The sequence below is a fragment of the Xylanimonas sp. McL0601 genome (genome assembly GCF_049852175.1).
Lineage (GTDB): Bacteria > Actinomycetota > Actinomycetes > Actinomycetales > Cellulomonadaceae > Xylanimonas.
Genome location: NZ_CP187527.1, coordinates 1,083,665 through 1,099,859, shown reverse-complemented (window position 1 = coordinate 1,099,859; position 16,195 = coordinate 1,083,665). Strand labels below are relative to the sequence as shown.

Annotated in this window: 14 protein-coding genes; 7 read left to right on the top strand and 7 right to left on the bottom strand. The window is 73.9% G+C overall.

Annotated features, from left to right (window positions below; all coding sequences use genetic code 11):
- Positions 1-40: 40 nt before the first annotated feature.
- Positions 41-655 (bottom strand): NeuD/PglB/VioB family sugar acetyltransferase, encoded by a 615-nt coding sequence (locus ACO4JP_RS05010; protein ID WP_425956285.1) that lies wholly within the window; start codon positions 653-655, stop codon positions 41-43.
- Between the two features lie 78 nt (positions 656-733).
- Here ACO4JP_RS05010 and ACO4JP_RS05005 point away from each other — a divergent pair, with 78 nt between their 5' ends.
- From ACO4JP_RS05005 to ACO4JP_RS04995, 3 genes are all read left to right on the top strand, one after another.
- On the top strand, positions 734-1,474 hold the full coding sequence (locus ACO4JP_RS05005) for a cytidylyltransferase domain-containing protein (RefSeq protein ID WP_425956284.1): 741 nt from the start codon (positions 734-736) through the stop codon (positions 1,472-1,474).
- Between the two features lie 90 nt (positions 1,475-1,564).
- Positions 1,565-2,938 carry an LCP family protein gene (locus tag ACO4JP_RS05000; protein WP_425956283.1) on the top strand — a complete coding sequence of 458 codons (1,374 nt, stop codon included), beginning with the start codon at positions 1,565-1,567 and terminating at the stop codon, positions 2,936-2,938.
- Positions 2,939-2,942: 4 nt separating this feature from the next.
- Positions 2,943-4,406: an LCP family protein gene (locus tag ACO4JP_RS04995; RefSeq protein WP_425956282.1), complete on the top strand. Its 1,464-nt coding sequence runs from the start codon at positions 2,943-2,945 to the stop codon at positions 4,404-4,406.
- An 81-nt stretch (positions 4,407-4,487) separates the two neighbouring features.
- Here ACO4JP_RS04995 and purE read toward each other — a convergent pair whose 3' ends face one another.
- Genes purE through ACO4JP_RS04970 form a run of 5 tightly spaced genes read right to left on the bottom strand, consistent with a single transcriptional unit; the run spans position 4,488 to position 8,788 of the window.
- Positions 4,488-5,021, bottom strand: a complete 534-nt coding sequence (purE, locus tag ACO4JP_RS04990; RefSeq protein WP_425956281.1) for a 5-(carboxyamino)imidazole ribonucleotide mutase — start codon at positions 5,019-5,021, stop codon at positions 4,488-4,490.
- Positions 5,018-6,220, bottom strand: a complete 1,203-nt coding sequence (locus ACO4JP_RS04985) for a 5-(carboxyamino)imidazole ribonucleotide synthase (protein ID WP_425956280.1) — start codon at positions 6,218-6,220, stop codon at positions 5,018-5,020. Before ACO4JP_RS04985 ends, purE begins: the two co-directional genes overlap by 4 nt.
- 49 nt (positions 6,221-6,269) lie before the next feature.
- A complete protein-coding gene (locus ACO4JP_RS04980; RefSeq protein WP_425956279.1) occupies positions 6,270-6,761 on the bottom strand; it encodes a GtrA family protein in 492 nt (163 codons plus the stop codon).
- A gap of 2 nt (positions 6,762-6,763) precedes the next feature.
- On the bottom strand, positions 6,764-8,101 hold the full coding sequence (locus tag ACO4JP_RS04975) for an ATP-binding protein (RefSeq protein ID WP_425956278.1): 1,338 nt from the start codon (positions 8,099-8,101) through the stop codon (positions 6,764-6,766).
- A 3-nt stretch (positions 8,102-8,104) separates the two neighbouring features.
- On the bottom strand, positions 8,105-8,788 hold the full coding sequence (locus ACO4JP_RS04970; protein ID WP_425956277.1) for a response regulator transcription factor: 684 nt from the start codon (positions 8,786-8,788) through the stop codon (positions 8,105-8,107).
- Between the two features lie 175 nt (positions 8,789-8,963).
- Here ACO4JP_RS04970 and ACO4JP_RS04965 point away from each other — a divergent pair, with 175 nt between their 5' ends.
- Together ACO4JP_RS04965 and ACO4JP_RS04960 are read left to right on the top strand one after the other, a co-directional pair.
- Entirely contained in the window at positions 8,964-10,304 is a 1,341-nt protein-coding gene (locus ACO4JP_RS04965) for a sensor histidine kinase (RefSeq protein ID WP_425956276.1), read from the top strand.
- 2 nt (positions 10,305-10,306) lie between these two features.
- Positions 10,307-11,041, top strand: a complete 735-nt coding sequence (locus ACO4JP_RS04960; RefSeq protein WP_425957057.1) for a response regulator — start codon at positions 10,307-10,309, stop codon at positions 11,039-11,041.
- Positions 11,042-11,227: 186 nt separating this feature from the next.
- On the opposite strand, the gene ACO4JP_RS04955 is transcribed toward ACO4JP_RS04960, so the two are convergent.
- Positions 11,228-12,166, bottom strand: coding sequence for a hypothetical protein (locus ACO4JP_RS04955; protein WP_425956275.1), 939 nt, complete (start codon positions 12,164-12,166; stop codon positions 11,228-11,230).
- 504 nt (positions 12,167-12,670) lie between these two features.
- On the opposite strand from ACO4JP_RS04955, the gene ACO4JP_RS04950 reads away from it, so the two are divergent.
- Positions 12,671-13,507, top strand: coding sequence for an ABC transporter ATP-binding protein (locus ACO4JP_RS04950; RefSeq protein WP_425956274.1), 837 nt, complete (start codon positions 12,671-12,673; stop codon positions 13,505-13,507).
- Positions 13,507-16,104, top strand: a complete 2,598-nt coding sequence (locus ACO4JP_RS04945) for an ABC transporter permease (RefSeq protein WP_425956273.1) — start codon at positions 13,507-13,509, stop codon at positions 16,102-16,104. The genes ACO4JP_RS04950 and ACO4JP_RS04945 overlap by 1 nt, the downstream gene beginning before the upstream one ends.
- Positions 16,105-16,195: the final 91 nt, after the last annotated feature.

Below are 16,195 nucleotides of genomic sequence, written 5' to 3'. Positions count from 1 at the left end.
TCTCGCTCGATCGGACGGACCTCCGGACGGTGCCGGTGGCTCAATGTGCTCGCGCCGGAACACCTCTGACGACGGCGCCGGCGGGCACGTCTCGGACGACCACGCTACCGGCACCGACGACGGCCCCGGAACCCACGCGTACGAAGGGGAGCACCACCGCGCCCGCGCCGACCATCGCGCCGGCGCCGACGTGGGCCCCGCCGAGGAGCCGCGCCCCGGGCGCCACGTGGACGTGGTCCTCGACGACGGCCTCGTGCTCGACGACGGCGGCGGTGTTGACGATCACCGCTCGGCCGATCGCAGCGCCTGGGCCGATGTGCGCGTGCTCGAGCACCTGGGTGCCGAGGCCGAGCGGGGACCCGACGGTCGCCGTGGACGCGACGAGCGTGGCGTGGAGCAGGCCGAGGCGGTCGATCAGCGCGAGCTCGCGCGCCCGGACGGAGTTGTTCCCGATCGCGACCACGAACGTGGCTGCTCTGGTCTCGGCGTCGAGGTCGTCGAGGGTGCCGACGACGGAGACGTCCCAGCCGGCCGGGGTCGACGGATCCACGACGGCGAGCACGGCGATGCCGCGACGAGCGGCGACGTCTGCCACCGAGCGTGCGTGCCCGCCACCGCCCACGATCACGAGACCGGGAGTCGGGTGGTCTGGCATGGAGCCATAGTATGGGGCGCCGGTGCGCGGGCCGGTCACCATCACCTCCTGTCCCATCCTTGAATCTGGAGCCCATAGATGAGCAGCAGGATCCTCGCCGTCGTTCCGGCCCGAGGCGGCTCGAAGGGGCTGCCGGGCAAGAACATCCGCCCGCTCGCCGGCGTCCCGCTGATCGGGTACGCCATCGCCTGCGGAAACTCCCTCCCGTCGGTCGCCCGCACGATCGTGACGACGGACGACGAGGAGATCGCCGCCACCGCGCGGGCCCTCGGTGGCGACGTGCCCTTCCTCCGGCCGGCCGAGCTCGCGCGTGACGACACCCCGTCGGCGCCGGTGATCCGGCACGCGCTCGCGGAGGTCGAGCGCGAGGAGGGCGTGCAGTACGACGGCGTGCTGCTGCTCGAGCCGACCAGCCCGGGGCGCGACCCGCAGCAGATCGAGCGGGCCATCGCCCTGTTCGAGTCTCGCCCGGACCTGGACGGCGTCGTCGCCGTGTCCGCGCCCTGGTTCGACCCGCTCTGGGTGGGCGTCGAGGCGGCACCCGACGGCACGATGCACCGCTTCTTCCCCGAGGCAGCGGGCGTCACCCGCCGGCAGGACAACCGGCGGCGCTACCTGCGCATCAACGGCTCGTTCTACCTCTGGCGATCGGAGCTCGTGCGACGGTTGACCTCCGCCTGGCTCGACGAAGGCACCTTCGCCCCGTTCGAGATCCCCGAGTCGGAGGCGTTCTCGATCGACGAGGAGGGCGAGTTCCTCATGATCGAGGCCCTGGCCGCTGCCGGCTTCGTCCAGCTACCCGCGGTGCCCCAGGCCTGAGACGCGAGTGGAGGGCCTCCACAACCCCTCCACTCGCTCGGCGCCGACCGCACGAAGGCCGCGGACATGGCGCGATTACGCTTCTGCCTCGTGAGTCCTCGCCACGCCGCCCCGAGCTTCCGGGCCGACACACCCAGCCGGGCCGGCTCGTCCGCATTTCCGGGCACCGATCTCGAGGTCGCCGAGGATGAGGCGCCCCGTCACCCCGCGCACGCCCGCAGCCTTGCCCACCACCGCGTGATGCGCACCGTCGGCATGGTCCTGACGGCCCTCCTCGCGTTCGGCGTCGCGGGCGGCGCGACCGCCGCGGTGAAGCTGACCGGCAACATCAAGAAGGTCGACGCCGAGCAGGTCCTCGCGGACGCCGGTGTGGCGCGCCCGAGGGCGGCCGTGCCCACCGACCCGAACGCCGGGACGCCGCTCAACATCGTGCTCATGGGCACGGACACGCGCGACGGCGCCAACGCCAACTTCGCGTCGAGCGAGAACACGGGCGGCGCCCGGTCCGACACGACGATCGTCATGCACATCTCCGGCGACCGGTCGCGCATCGACATGGTCTCGATCCCGCGCGACTCGACAGTCGACATCCCGAGCTGTGTCACGGCGAACGGGAAGAAGACCGCCCCGTGGGGCCACACCAAGTTCAACGCTGCGTTCTCGCAGGGCTACACCAAGGGCGGCGACCTCCAGTCGGCGGGCCTCTGCACGATGCAGACGGTCGAGAAGCTCACGGACGTCCGCATGCAGGGCTTCATCGTCGTGGACTTCGCAGGCTTCGCAGGCATGATCGACGCCCTCGGCGGCGTCGACATCTGCATCCCGGAGGCGATCGACGCGCCCGAGGCCGGGAACCTCAAGCTCGCTGCGGGCAACCAGCACCTCGACGGCGGCACGTCGCTCCAGTTCGCCCGAGCCCGGCACGGGGTCGGCGACGGCTCGGACATCCAGCGCATCGCCCGCCAGCAGCAGCTCCTGGCTGCGGTCGCCCGCGAGGTGCTGGGCGCCAACCTCCTCACCGACTCGCCGAAGCTGCTGCAGTTCCTGAACGCGACCACGAGCTCGCTCACGATGAGCTCCAACTTCTCGTCCGTTACCGGACTCGCCGGACTCGCGTACTCCCTGCGCAGCGTCCGCCCTGACACGATCACGTTCATGACGGTGCCCTGGGCTCCAGACCCGCAAAACCCCAAGGCGACGATCGTCTGGACCAGGGCCGCGGGGACCATCTGGGACAACCTCAACGCCGACCGCCCCGCGACGACGCCGGAAGGCGCGGCCAGCACCCCCACGCCGGCCGCGAGCCCTGCGACGCCCAGCGCGACCGCCGCGAGCACCCCGGCTGCCGGGGACGCCGCCACGACCGCCCCGGCGACGCCGGCCCAGACTCCGACGCCCAGCAAGACGGTGAATCCCAACAAGGGACCGTTCACGGGCGCCGACACGACCGCAGTATGTGGGTGATCCCATGACCGAGCCTCGCCAGGTGCCGCCTTCGTTCACGCCGTCCGGCCGTCCCGGCCGTCCGCCGGAGCCGGGCGACGCGATCCCCGTCCAGGGCGCACGCTCCGTGCGTCCTGCCACGGGCGGCCGGGTCGGCCGGCCCGACGACGCCGTGCACGCCTCCGTCGAGCCGCGCGTGCGCCGCCAGTCCTCCCGCGAGATCCCCGTGACGCCGCCGGAGCGCCGCGGCTCGCCCGTGCGGCAGCCGGCGCAGCAGCAGCCGCGTCAGCCTGAGGCCAGTCCGCGCTCGTACACGCCGGAGGGCGGTGCGCCGACGTCGGGCCGCACTGCGCAGCGCGACGGCACGCGCCTCATGCCCTCCCCGGAGGGCGCGCCGCGGCGCACGCCGTCGGACGGTGCACCGCGCCGCATCACCGGCGCGGCCGCCGGCGCCCGCGCCGGCGGGCAGCCGCCCGCACAGCGCCCGGCGCAGCGACCCTCCGTCAACCCCGGCACACCGCGCCCGGCGACCGGCCCCGTGCGGGTGCGCAAGGGGCGCGTCGTCGCCGCCGTCCTCGCGCTCGTGCTCGTGCTGGTGCTCGCCTGGCCCATCGGCCTGCTGATCTGGGCCAACGGCAAGATCACGCGCGTCGACGCCCTCTCGGGCGCCGCGAACACGCCCGGCACCACCTACCTGATCGCAGGCTCGGACGCTCGAGGCAGCGGCGGCATCGACGACCCGGACGTCTCGGGCGCCCGCACGGACACGATCATGTTGCTGCACAAGCCCGCCAGCGGGCCCGCGGCACTCATCTCGATCCCGCGCGACACGTTCACCGAGATCCCCGGCCGCGGCGGGAACAAGATCAACGCCGCGTTCGCCTGGGGCGGCCCGCAGCTGCTGGTGAAGGCCGTCGAGCAGCTCTCGGGGCTGACGGTCGACCACTACGTCGAGGTGGGCTTCGGCGGCGTCGAGGACGTCGTCGACGCGGTGGGCGGCGTCGAGCTGTGCCTGGACATGAACGTCAACGAGCCGCACAGCCAGCTCGTGTGGACGGCCGGCTGCCACGTCGCGGACGGCAAGACGGCGCTCGCGTTCTCGCGCATGCGCTACCAGGACCCGCAGGGCGACATCGGCCGTGCGCAGCGCCAGCGCGAGGTCATCGCGGCCGTGGGCGGCAAGCTCAACAACCCCGGGCTGCTGTTCAACCCGGGCAAGCAGGTCTCGGTCGCCTCGGCCGGGCTCGGCGCGATCGTGACCGACGAGGACACGGGCATCGTCGACCTGGCCCGCATGGCCCTGGCCTTCCGCGCCGCGAACGGCCCGAACGGGGTCACCGGCACGCCGCCGATCCGCTCGCTCAACTTCCGTGGCGGGAACGGCTCGGGCTCGAGCGTGCAGCTCGACCCGGACACGTCGCCGGCGTTCTGGCGCGACCTCGCCAACGGCGACCTCCCGCCGGGCCAGGTGGGCGGCATGCCGTCCTGACCGCCCGCGATCCTCGGGTGTGACCGTGGCCCTGTTCCGGCTCAGGAACAGGGCCGCTGTCATGACCGCGGGGTGCTGAGGTCAGGCCGTGAAACCCGGGGACTGCGTGCGGCGGGCCCGCAGCGCGGCGCCCTTGGCGTGCGCGACCTTGCCCAGCTCCGCCTGGAAGTCCTCCATGCGTCGGCGCAGCGCGAGCGCCTCGTCGTCGGTCCCGGCGCCCAGGATCCGCGCCGCCAGCAGGCCCGCGTTGCGTGCCCCGCCGATCGACACCGTCGCGACGGGCACGCCCGCAGGCATCTGCACGATCGACATCAGCGAGTCCATGCCGTCGAGGTACCGGAGCGGCACGGGCACGCCGATGACCGGCAGCGGCGTCACCGAGGCGAGCATGCCCGGCAGGTGCGCGGCCCCGCCGGCGCCGGCGATGATGACGCGCAGGCCGCGCTCGGACGCCGTACGGCCGTAGTCGATCATCTCGACGGGCATGCGGTGCGCGGAGACGACGTCGGCCTCGTACGCGACGCCGAGCTCGTCGAGCGCGGTCGCGGCCGCCTCCATCGTGGGCCAGTCGGAGTCGGAACCCATGACGATGCCGACCTGGGGCTGGGTGCTCATGCGCTCTCCTCGATGTCCTCGCCGCGCAGCAGCGCCGCCGCTGCCACGGCCCGACGCCGGACCTCGTCGAGGTCGGCGCCGCTCACGTTGACGTGGCCGAGCTTGCGGCCCTTGCGGATGCCCTTGCCGTACAGGTTCACCTTGGCCTCGGGGAACCGAGCCATGAGCGCGGGCAGGGCATCGGTCAGCTCAACGAGCTCCGAGCCCAGCACGTTGGCCATCACGGTCCAGGGCGCGACGGCGTCGGTGGCGCCGAGCGGCAGGTCGAGCACCGCGCGCAGGTGCTGCTCGAACTGGCTGGTCACCGCCCCGTCGATCGTCCAGTGGCCGGAGTTGTGGGGGCGCATCGCGAGCTCGTTGACGAACACCGCGGGCTCGCCGTCGGCGCCCGGTGCCTCGAACAGCTCGACGGCGAGCACGCCCGTCACGCCGAGCCCTTCGACGACGCGCGCCGCGAGGTCGCGGACCTGCGCCTCGAGTGCGTCGGAGAGGCCCGGCGCGGGCGCGACGACCTCGGAGCAGACGCCGTCGCGCTGGATCGACTCGACCACCGGCCAGGTGCGCACCTCGCCCGACGGGCGGCGCGCCACCAGCGCGGCCAGCTCGCGGGTGAACGGCACCTTCTCCTCGACCAGGAGCTGCGGGGCGCCGTCGGCGGCAGCGGCGATCCAGTCCTCGACGGCGGCGGGCGAGGAGACCACGCGCACGCCCTTGCCGTCGTAGCCGCCGCGCGAGGTCTTGACGACGGCTTCGCCGCCGGGCGCCTCGGCGAGGAACTGCGCCAGCACCTTCCGCGCGGCGGCGGGCTCGAGCGGGACGGGCGCCCAGCGCGGGCACGGCAGGCCGAGCTCGGTGAGCCGGGTGCGCATGACGATCTTGTCCTGCGCGTGCACCAGCGCGTCCGGGCCTGGGTGCACGGGGATGCCGTGGTCGAGCAGGTCCTGGAGCAGCGCGTTGGGCACGTGCTCGTGCTCGAACGTGAGCACCGCGGCGGCGTCGCCGTCTGCGGGGGCGATGAGACTGCGGATCGCGGCCTCGTCGGACGCGGCGCCGACGGGTGCGTCGGTGACCACCTGCGCGGCGGAGCTGTTCGGTTCCTCCACGAGCACCCGGAGCCGGACCCCGAGCTCCCCGGCCGCGGGGGCCATCATGCGCGCGAGCTGTCCTCCGCCGACCACGGCGATCACGGGTGCTGTCACGGGTGACCAGGGTACCCGGGGCTGCGGCGCGCCCCACGCCGACGGTCGCTCACGCGCCGGGCGCACGCTCGCCGTCGCCGGGTGCCGGATGGGTGCCGGTGAACACCCAGCGGCGATACGCCACGTACCGGAACGCGGTGCCCAGCACCAGCCCGATGCCGTTCGCCGAGACATTGTCCGCGAGCTGCGAGCGGAAGCCCAGCACGTAGTGCGACACCGCCAGGCAGGCGACGGCGACGAGCATGCCGCCCACGTTGACCACGACGAACCCGAGCAGCTCGCGGCCGCGCGTGTCGGTTCGGCGGTCGGAGAAGGTCCAGTACCGGTTCCCGATCCAGGCCACGAGCGTGGCGACCGCGACCGAGATCACCTTGGCGGTGATCGGCTTATGGCCCAGCTGCTCCGAGCCGCGGATGAGGTTGAAGATCCCGAGGTCGACGACGTAGGCGAGCGCGCCGACCGAGCCGAACCGGACGAGCTCGAGCAGCCTCGCCCACATCCGGGTGCGGAGGCTCGGCGTCACCGCGGCGGTGCTCGTCATCGTCAGCCTCCAGTCCTGCGCCGTGCTCGGCGTCCGCGTGAGGAGATCGTAGTGCCCGGAGGCAGTACGACGCCGGGGTCGAGCGTCCGGGGCACGCCCGCGAGGAAGAGCGCGAACACTGGCGGGCGGCGCTGCGCCAGCTCGAGCCGCCCACCGTCGGCCGCGGCGAGGTCGCGCGCGAGGGCGAGCCCCAGACCCGTGCCGGCGCCGGAGGTCATGCCGCGCTCGAACACCTTGCCGGCGATGTCGTCGGGCACGCCGGGGCCCTCGTCCGTGACCTCGATCGCCACGGCGCCCGTGGTGCCGGAGGGGCGGGAGCGCACCGTCGTCGTGCCGTCCCCGTGCCGCAGCGAGTTCTCGAGGAGGGTGGCGAGCACCTGGGCGAGGGCGCCAGGCGTCGCGAGGACGCGCTGGCCGGCCGGGACGTCGAGCACGAGCCGGCGGCCCTCGCGCGCGAACGTGGGGCCCCACTCCTCCTCCTGCTGGCGCACGATGTCGAGCAGCCGCACCGGCTCGGTGGTGCCGCCCTGCGAACGGCGGGACGACGCGAGCAGGTCGTCCACCACCGCGACCAGGCGCTCGACCTGCTCGAGCGAGATGCGGGCCTCCTCCTGGACGTCGGGGTCCTTCGAGGCGGCCTGGATCTCCTCGAGCCGCATCGTCAGCGCGGTCAGCGGGGTCCGCAGCTGGTGGGAGGCGTCGGACGTGAACTGCCGCTCGGCGGCGAGGCGGCCGGCGAGGCGGTCGCTGGTTCGGGCGAGCTCCGCGGCGACGAGGTCGATCTCCTCGACGCCGCTCGGTTCCAGGCGCGGGCGCACCTGCCCGCCGGCGAGCTGCTCCGCGGACGCGGCGAGGTAGACCAGGGGGGCCGCCAGCCGGTTGGCCTGCCAGACCGCCATCCCGACGCCCGCGGCGATCGCGACGACACCCGCCGCGCACACGAGCACCACGACTTGCGCCGCCCTGATCCACACGGACCAGCTCGAGACGGTGAGCGAGACGCTCGCGTTCAGCTCGGTCGAGTCTCCCTGCGTCATCCCAGGGCCGTCGACAGGCTCGCCCGCCTCGACCAACGTGCCGTCCGGCAGCACCACGCTCGCGTACGCGGGAAGGTCACCCTTCCGCCCGTCCACGGCGCGGCGCATCACCGCCTCGGGGATGTCGTAGTCGCCTTCCTGCGCCGTCTGGACGTTGCTGACCAGGCGGTCGAGGCGGTCCGAGAGGCGCTGACGCTCGTTGTCCATCGCGTACCGCGCGCCGAAGATGCCCAACGGCACCCCGAGGAGGATGACGGCGACGGCGACGGCCGCGATGGTCGCGAGGAGTACTCGGCGACGCACGCTCTAGCTCGCTCCGGCCTCGAAGCGGAAGCCGAGCCCGCGGACGGTCGAGACGTAGCGCGGCGCGTTCGCGTCGTCGCCGAGCTTCCGGCGCAGCCACGACACGTGCATGTCGAGCGTCTTCGTGGAACCGACGGGGTCGGAGCCCCACACGTCGCGCATGAGGGTGTCCCGCACGACGACGGAGCCCGCGTTGGCGACCAGGACCCGCAGGAGGTCGAACTCCTTGGTGGTCAGGTGCAGCTCGCGGTCGCCCTGGAAGGCGCGGTGGGCGGAGACGTCGACGCGGACGTCCTGCGCGCGCAGCTCCTCCTCGTCGGCGGCCTCGCCGTGCGTGCGGCGCAGCAGCGCGCGGACGCGGGCGAGGAGCTCCGCGAGGCGGAACGGCTTGGTGACGTAGTCGTCGGCGCCTGCGTCGAGGCCGACGACCAGGTCGACCTCGTCGGCGCGGGCCGTGAGCACGAGGATCGGGACGGAGAGGCCGCCACCACGCAGCTCGCGCGCGACGTCGAGCCCGTCCATGTCCGGAAGGCCGAGGTCGAGGACGACGACGTCCGCGGTGCCGGCGTGGTCGAGGGCTCCTTGACCAGTTCCTTGCACGATCACGTCGTAACCCTCACGCGTGAGGGCCCGGGCCAACGGCTCGGCAATCGCCGGGTCGTCCTCGGCTAGCAGCACGTGGGTCATTCCGCCATGGTAGCGGCATCCCGGCTGGTGACGGCCGGAGGATCTGGCGCCACGCCGTCGGCCCCGGCGCGGCGCTGCGCCGTCGCCCGCGGGTCCGTCCACGGGCGGACACCGCGGGCGACGAACCATCCCCCGGGGTGACGTGCGGGGGCCGCGCGGCCCCTAGCCTCGGGGCATGGGCTGGTACGAGCGCGCGGGGCGCTGGGCGGAGATGCACCGCTTTGCCGTCGACGTCGTGAGCACGGTCGTCGTGGGGCTGCCCACCGTCGTGGCCTCGACGGCGCTCGGCACGCACGGGACTCTCCTCGGCGGCAACCGGACAGGGGCGATCCTGCTCTGGTCCGTGCTGCTCGTGGCGGCGCTGGCGTGGCGGCGCGTCCGGCCCGTGGAGTCGACGGCGGCCGTGGCCGTCGTCGCCGTCGCACACCTGGTCACGGGCACGCCGCTGATCCTGCCGGCCGACTTCGCGATCCTCGTCGCGCTGTACTCCGTCACCGTGCACGGCCCGGTCTGGGCGCACCGCGCGGCGCTCGGCACGGCGCTGGCCGGTGCGGGCCTGCTGGGGTACTACCTCCTCCTGCACGGCGCGGACATCTCGACCACGAGCGGCATCGTCGTCACGTCCGGGGTCATGGCGCTGGCCGCATGGTCCCTCGGGCTGGTGCGGCGCTCGCGGCGCGAGATGCTCGACGCGCTCCGGGACCGGACGCGGCGCCTCGAGATCGAGCGCGACCAGCAGGCCCGGATCGCGACCGCGGCCGAGCGGGCCCGCATCGCCCGTGAGATGCATGACATCGTGGCCCACTCGCTGTCCGTCGTCGTCGCGCAGGCGGACGGCGGGCGGTACGCGGCGTCCGCCGACCCGGCTGCGGCCGGACGGGCGCTCGAGGTCATCGCCGAGACCGGGCGGGCCGCGCTCGCCGACATGCGGCGGCTGCTCGGGGTGCTGCGGTCCGAGGTCCCCCGGGACTCCGGCGGCGTGCGGGCGCCGCTGGCCCCGCAGCCGGGCATGTCGCCGGGTATGTCGCCGGGCGCGCCGGCTGGGGCGCTCCCGATGATCGAGCCCACCGAGACCGCCCCGGCCGACGTCACTCCCCTTCCCGACGACGCCGATCTCGCCCTGCTCCTCGGCCAGGCCCGCGGCGCCGGGATGAAGGTGTCGTTCGTGCGGGTCGGCGTGCCCCGGCGGCTGCCGCCCGGAGCCGGGCTGACGCTGCACCGCGTGTGCCAGGAGGCGCTGACGAACGTGCGCAAGCACGGCGGGCCGGACGTGTCGGTCACCGTGGTGGTGAGGTGGGGCGCGACCGCCGTCGAGCTCGAGGTGTCCGACGACGGGCGGGGGGCCGCCGCAGCCGACGGGTCGGAGACGAGCGGCTCGCCGGGCTACGGTCTGCTCGGCATGGGCGAGCGGGCCGCGCTGTTCGGCGGCAAGGTGACGGTCGGGCCGCGGCCCGGCGGGGGCTGGCGGGTGCGGTTCACGATGCCGCTGCCCGCGGGGACGAAGGAGCTGGCGTGAACGTGCGGGGTGCAGTGGTGCCGGGCGGCGAGCCGTCCGGCGCGGAGGGCGCCGCCGGGCCCGTTCGGGTGGTGCTGGTCGACGACCAGCAGCTCGTCCGCGCGGGGTTCCGCATGGTGATCGACTCGCAGCCGGACCTCACGGTGGTCGCCGAGGCGGGCGACGGCATCGAGGCGCTGCGGGTGCTGGCCCATGAGCCTGCCGACGTCGTGCTCATGGACGTGCGCATGCCCCGCATGGACGGGCTGACGGCGACAGCGCGCCTGACGGAGTCGCCGGACGCGCCGCGCGTCGTCGTGCTCACCACGTTCGACCTCGACGAGTACGTGCTCGAGGCCATCCGGAGCGGGGCTTCCGGGTTCCTGCTCAAGGACGCTCCGCCCGAGGAGATGCTTGCTGCGATCCGCACGGTGCACCGGGGCGACGCGGTGATCGCGCCGTCGTCGACGCGGCGGCTGCTCGAGCACCTGGTGACGGCCCTGCCGGAGGCATCGGCGGACGGCGGTGACGCATCCCCCGAGCATGCGGCCCTGGCGACGCTCACGGACCGCGAGCGCGAGGTGCTGGTGCTGATGGCGCGCGGCCGCTCCAACACGGAGATCGCCGCGGACCTGTTCGTGGCGGAGGCGACGGTGAAGACGCACGTCGGCCGGGTGCTGTCCAAGCTGGGCGCCCGCGACAGGGTGCAGGCGGTGGTGGTGGCGTACGAGACGGGCTTGGTGCGCCCGGGGGCGTAACGCGCGACGCCCCGGCTTGCCAGGGCCACGGCTCGTCAGGGCCACGGTCTTGTCAGGGCCACGGTCTTGTCAGGGCCACGGTGCGCCCCAGCGCCCGCTGCCGCTGACAGCCCCCGGCTGCGGTCCTGTTGTCAGGGGCAGGAGGCACCCGGACGCCCCCTCGGCCTGACGAGCGCCGGATGGGGCTCACCGGGTGCCGAAAAGATGGTGGCGAACGATGGCCGCTACCCGGTCCGGCTCGTAGCGCGCGGCCATCGCCGGGAGCCGGATCCGGATCGTGCGGGCGTCGGCTCCGATCTCGGCGTCACGCAGCAGGTCGTCATACCACCGGTCGCGCTCCATGTGACCGATGCCGTCGATCTCCACGACGAGCCGGCGTCCCCCGCCGAGGCGCCACTCGACGTCGAGGAACCGGCGTCGCCCCCGCGCGTCGAGACGCACGCTCTGCCGGGTCGGCTCGGGGAGCGACGCTGCGCGGCACAACCGTGCGAAGTCGATCTCGGCGAGGGAGTCGGCACCGCCCGCGATGTCGGCGAGCGCCTCTCTCGACACCCGGCGGTGACGCACTGCCCCGACCTCGTCGAGCATCGTGTGCATCCGTTCCACGGTCGTGAGCCCTTGCTGCACGACGGCGGCCATCAGCCCGGCTGCCGTTCGCCAGGACGGTTGCCACGCAGCGGCGTCGACGGCCGCGCGCTCGACACAGTGCGCCTGCAGCCCGCCCACGTCGACGACGTGATCGGAGCGGAGCCTCCTGGACTCGTGGACCACGAGCCACGGGTATCGCTCGACCGTCGCCCCGCGCGGCACGACGACGTGCACGCCGTCGCGCCCCCACCCGCGCAGGCCAAGGAGGTCGAGCGCCGTGAGCGCTCCGATCACGCTCCCCGAAGGCGCACCGAGCACCGCGACCCAGAGACGGGCAGACCGGCTCAGCGGTCCGCGGTGAGTGACGATCACCTGCTCGGAGACCGCCTGCCATCGCGCCGCCGCGTACTGGCACCGCACGTGGTCCTTCGTCACGCCGAGCGCGGCCAGCTGCTGCCGCGTGACGACGTCGTGCTGGCGGGCGAGGAGGGCGCGGAGGCCCGGAACTGCATCAAGGGCGCGGGAGCTTCCGGTCACGCCGCGAAGACTGCACGCCCTGGCGTGGCGTATCGCCGGCCGATCGCCGTCCTGTGGACGACGTCGTGCTCACGGCCCTGGGGAGACGCTCAGATCGTCCTGGTCTCGCACGACGACCAGCCGTCGCTCGTCAAGGCACCCCGTCGGGTCTCGCTCCTGGCTGCCCGGGCCCGAGCCCGGTCCCGGTCCCGGTCCCGTGGAGCTTGTCAGGACTATGGCGCGCCCGAGCGCCCCGTCGCGCTGACAACCCAAGGAGGCGTGCGCGTTGTCAGGGCCAAGAGGCGGCGGGGCGCGCCCTCGACCTGACAACGGGGAAGACGGGGGGGAGGAGGGGAAGGAGAGGGAGAGGAGATGGAGGAGGCGGGCGAGGTGGTGCGCATGTACGACCTGGGTATGACGCCGCAGGTCGCAGGACCAGACCGTGGGGCGACGACCTCCGGCCCTCTCCTTTCCTACCGTCAGGGTGTTCTGAAACATCCGCGACCCCCTGAACCGGAGTACTCCGTGGACACCACCGTGTTCGTCCCGCTCGCCGACGGCGGCGCGCGCCCCGACGGCGCCCCCGCACGCGCCGTCGCCGCCGTCCGTGCCCGCGCGCTCGCCAAGACGTACGGCCGTGGCGCCGCCGAGGTGCGCGCGCTCGACGCCGTCGACGTCGACTTCGAGGCCGGCCGCTTCACCGCGATCATGGGCCCGTCGGGCTCGGGCAAGTCGACCCTCATGCACCTCCTGGCCGGCCTGGACTCCGCGACGAGCGGCCAGGCGTTCATCGGCTCGACGGAGATCACCGGGCTGGGCGACAAGGAGCTCACGCTCCTGCGCCGCGACCGCGTCGGCTTCGTGTTCCAGCAGTTCAACCTGCTGCCGATGTTCACGGCCGCGCAGAACATCACGCTCCCCGTCGAGCTGGCCGGCGACACCGTGGACCGCGAGTGGTTCGCGACGCTGACCCGCACGCTCGGCATCGAGCAGCGGCTCGAGCACCGGCCCGCCGAGATGTCCGGTGGCCAGCAGCAGCGCGTCGCGATCGCCCGCGCCCTCATCGCCAAGCCCGACGTCGTCTTCGCGGACGAGCCGACCGGCAACCTCGACAGCCGCTCGGGCGCCCAGGTGCTCAGCTTCCTGCGGCGGTCCGTCCGCGAGCTCGGCCGCACCATCATCATGGTCACGCACGACCCGGCGGCCGCCGCCTACGCGGACCGCGTCGTCCTGCTGGCCGACGGCCGCATCGCGGGCGAGATCACCGACCCGACGCCCGAGGCCGTCCTCGCCGGTCTCGACGCGCTGCGCTCGCTCGAGGGCCCGGTCGAGGAGCTCGACGGCACGGGAGCGGGTGCCTGATGCTGCGCCTCACCCTGGCGCAGATGCGCCGCAGCATCGGCCGTCTCACGGCGGCCGGCATCGCCATCGTCATCGGCACGGCGTTCGTCGCCGCGTCGCTGCTGGCGGGCAACCTCATCACGCGCTCCGCGTACGACGCGATCTCCGCGCAGTACGCCCAGGCGGACCTGGTCGTCGAGGCGCCGGACGGCGCCGCGCTCACTGCCCATGAGATCGACGCGATCCGCACGACGCCGGGCGTCGCGAGCGCCGCCGGCCAGATTCAGTCCTTCCAGTCGCTCACGGCGGGCGGCCGCACCATCTACCAGGGCGTGATCCCGACGACGCCGAACGGCCGGCTCATGCCCCTGACCCTCACCGACGGCGAGTGGCCGACGGGCGAGAACCAGATCGCGCTCCCGCCGGACGTCGCCAAGCGGCTGGGCGCCGGGGTCGGGGACACGATCGGCGTCGACCGCTGGGTGAAGGACGGCACCGAGACCGACAGGTTCACCGTCACCGGCCTGGTCGACGACCCCAAGAACGCGTACGGCATGTCCGGCGGTGCCGCCGTCATGGACGCCGACGCCCTCGCGGCCCGCATCCAGGCGGACGGCACCGACCTCACGTTCACCGAGGCCGCGGTCGTGCTCGCCGACGGCGCGGCGCTCGACGACGTCCGCGCCGCGCTACTGCAGGCGCTCCCCAAAAGCACCGAGGTCGTCACCCCCGACGAGCACGCCGCCGCGACGGCCCAGACCATGACCGGCGGCGAGGACGTCATATTCCTGGTCTTCGTGCTGACGTTCGCCGCGATCGCGCTGCTGGTCGCAGGCCTGGTCATCACCAACACGTTCCAGGTGCTCGTCGCTCAGCGCACCCGCACGCTCGCCCTGCTGCGCGCGGTCGGCGCCAACAAGCGGCAGGTGGGCGCGGGCGTGCTGCTCGAGGCTGCCCTCCTGGGCGTGGTGACGTCGCTCGTCGGCGTGCTCGTCGGCTGCGGCCTGGGTCAGCTCGCCCTGGTCGTCGCGAGCAACAGCAAGGCGGCAGCGTTCCTGCCGGCGAGCATCCACCTGACGTGGCCGGTCGTGCTCATCCCGATGCTGGTCGGCACGGCCGTGACCGTGCTCGCCGCGCTCGTCCCGGCCCGCAACGCGACGCGCGTCGCCCCGCTCGCGGCGCTGCGGCCCGACGACGGGCCATCCCTCGAGAAGGGCTCGGCCGGGCGTGTCCGGCTGGTCCTGTCGTCCGTCGCGATCCTCGGCGGGTTCGCGCTGCTGGCGGGCGGCGCCGCGCTCGGGACCGTCGGCGAGAGCGCGCAGAGGGGCCTGATCGCCGGCATCGCGGGCGGCGCGATCTCGTTCGTCGGCGTCGCCGTCTCCGCGGTGTTCTGGCTGCCGCGCGTGGCTTCCTGGGCGGGGCGCCTCGTGGGTCTGTCCGGGCCGACGGCGCGGCTCGCCGCAGCGAACACACTGCGCAACCCGCGCCGCACCGCGGCGACGTCGACGGCGCTGCTCATCGGCGTCACGCTCGTCGCGATGATGTCGACGGCGGCCGCGAGCGCCCGCACCAGCCTGACGGCGCAGCTCGACGAGCAGTTCCCGGTGGACGTGCTGGTGGAGGCGGTCGACGACGGCAGCGGGTCCGCCTCCGTGCCGGCCGACGTCGTCTCCGCTGTCGACAGCGCGCAGGGCGTGGCGTCCGTGGCGAGACCGGTCTCCGGCGTCGTGACGATCGGGGGCCGGTACAACGACGCCGACGGCAACATCGTCGTCGGGAAGGTGCCCGCCGGCACCCCCGACGATCAGCTGCCCTCGGCCTCGCTGCTCGGCGTCGACCCGGCGTCCGCGCTCGCCGCGCTCAACGACGCGTCCGTCGTTGCCGACCTCGCTCCCGGCACGGTCGTCATCCCCTCCGAGCTCGCCTCGGTCTGGAAGGTCGACGACGGCGACGCCGTGACGTTCGACGGGCCGGACGGGCAGACGACGCTCACGGCTGCCGTGAGCGACGGGGCCGGCGTCGGGTCGGCGCTCGTCGTTCCGGCGGACCTCGCCGCTGTCGACGCGCACCCGGACCCCAGCGCGCTCTGGATCTCGCTCGCCGACGGGGACGTCTCCGCCGTCGCCACCATCCAGGACGCCGTCGCGGACACCGGCGAGCCCGTGGCGGTGCAGGGCGCCGCCGTCGAGCGTGCGTCGTACGAGCAGGTCATCGACACCGCGCTCGCGATCGTCGTCGGCCTGCTCGCCGTCGCTGTCGTCATCGCGCTCATCGGCGTGGCGAACACGCTGTCGCTGAGCGTGCTGGAGCGACGCCGCGAGTCGGCGACGCTGCGGGCGATCGGCGTCACGCGCGGGCAGCTGCGCTGGATGCTGGCGGTCGAAGGCATGCTCATCGCGGGCGTCGGCGCCGTGCTCGGCATCGTGCTCGGGCTCGCCTACGGGTGGGCGGGTTCGCTCGCGGCGCTCGGGGTGGTCGGCCCGGTGGAGCTGTCGGTCCCGTGGCGGGACCTCGCGCTGGTCGCGGTGGTTGCGCTGGTCGCGGGCCTGGTGGCGTCGGTGGCGCCGGGCCGCTCCGCGGTCCGCCCGTCCCCGGTGGCGGCGCTCGCCACGGAGTAGCGCCGGACGCGCTCAGGGTGTGCTTGGAGCCTCCAGCTCAGGGAACTGGGCTGGAGGTTTCAGGCATGCCCGAGGGTTGTCCACAGGGGGT

Excerpts from the sequence above, each read along its gene's own strand:
- ACO4JP_RS05010 (WP_425956285.1), bottom strand. The coding sequence starts at position 655 with ATGCCAGACCACCCGACTCCCGGTCTCGTGATCGTGGGCGGTGGCGGG.
- ACO4JP_RS05005 (WP_425956284.1), top strand. The coding sequence starts at position 734 with ATGAGCAGCAGGATCCTCGCCGTCGTTCCGGCCCGAGGCGGCTCGAAG.
- ACO4JP_RS04995 (WP_425956282.1), top strand. The coding sequence starts at position 2,943 with ATGACCGAGCCTCGCCAGGTGCCGCCTTCGTTCACGCCGTCCGGCCGT.
- purE (WP_425956281.1), bottom strand. The coding sequence starts at position 5,021 with ATGAGCACCCAGCCCCAGGTCGGCATCGTCATGGGTTCCGACTCCGAC.
- ACO4JP_RS04980 (WP_425956279.1), bottom strand. The coding sequence starts at position 6,761 with ATGACGAGCACCGCCGCGGTGACGCCGAGCCTCCGCACCCGGATGTGG.
- ACO4JP_RS04970 (WP_425956277.1), bottom strand. The coding sequence starts at position 8,788 with ATGACCCACGTGCTGCTAGCCGAGGACGACCCGGCGATTGCCGAGCCG.
- ACO4JP_RS04965 (WP_425956276.1), top strand. The coding sequence starts at position 8,964 with ATGGGCTGGTACGAGCGCGCGGGGCGCTGGGCGGAGATGCACCGCTTT.
- ACO4JP_RS04945 (WP_425956273.1), top strand. The coding sequence starts at position 13,507 with ATGCTGCGCCTCACCCTGGCGCAGATGCGCCGCAGCATCGGCCGTCTC.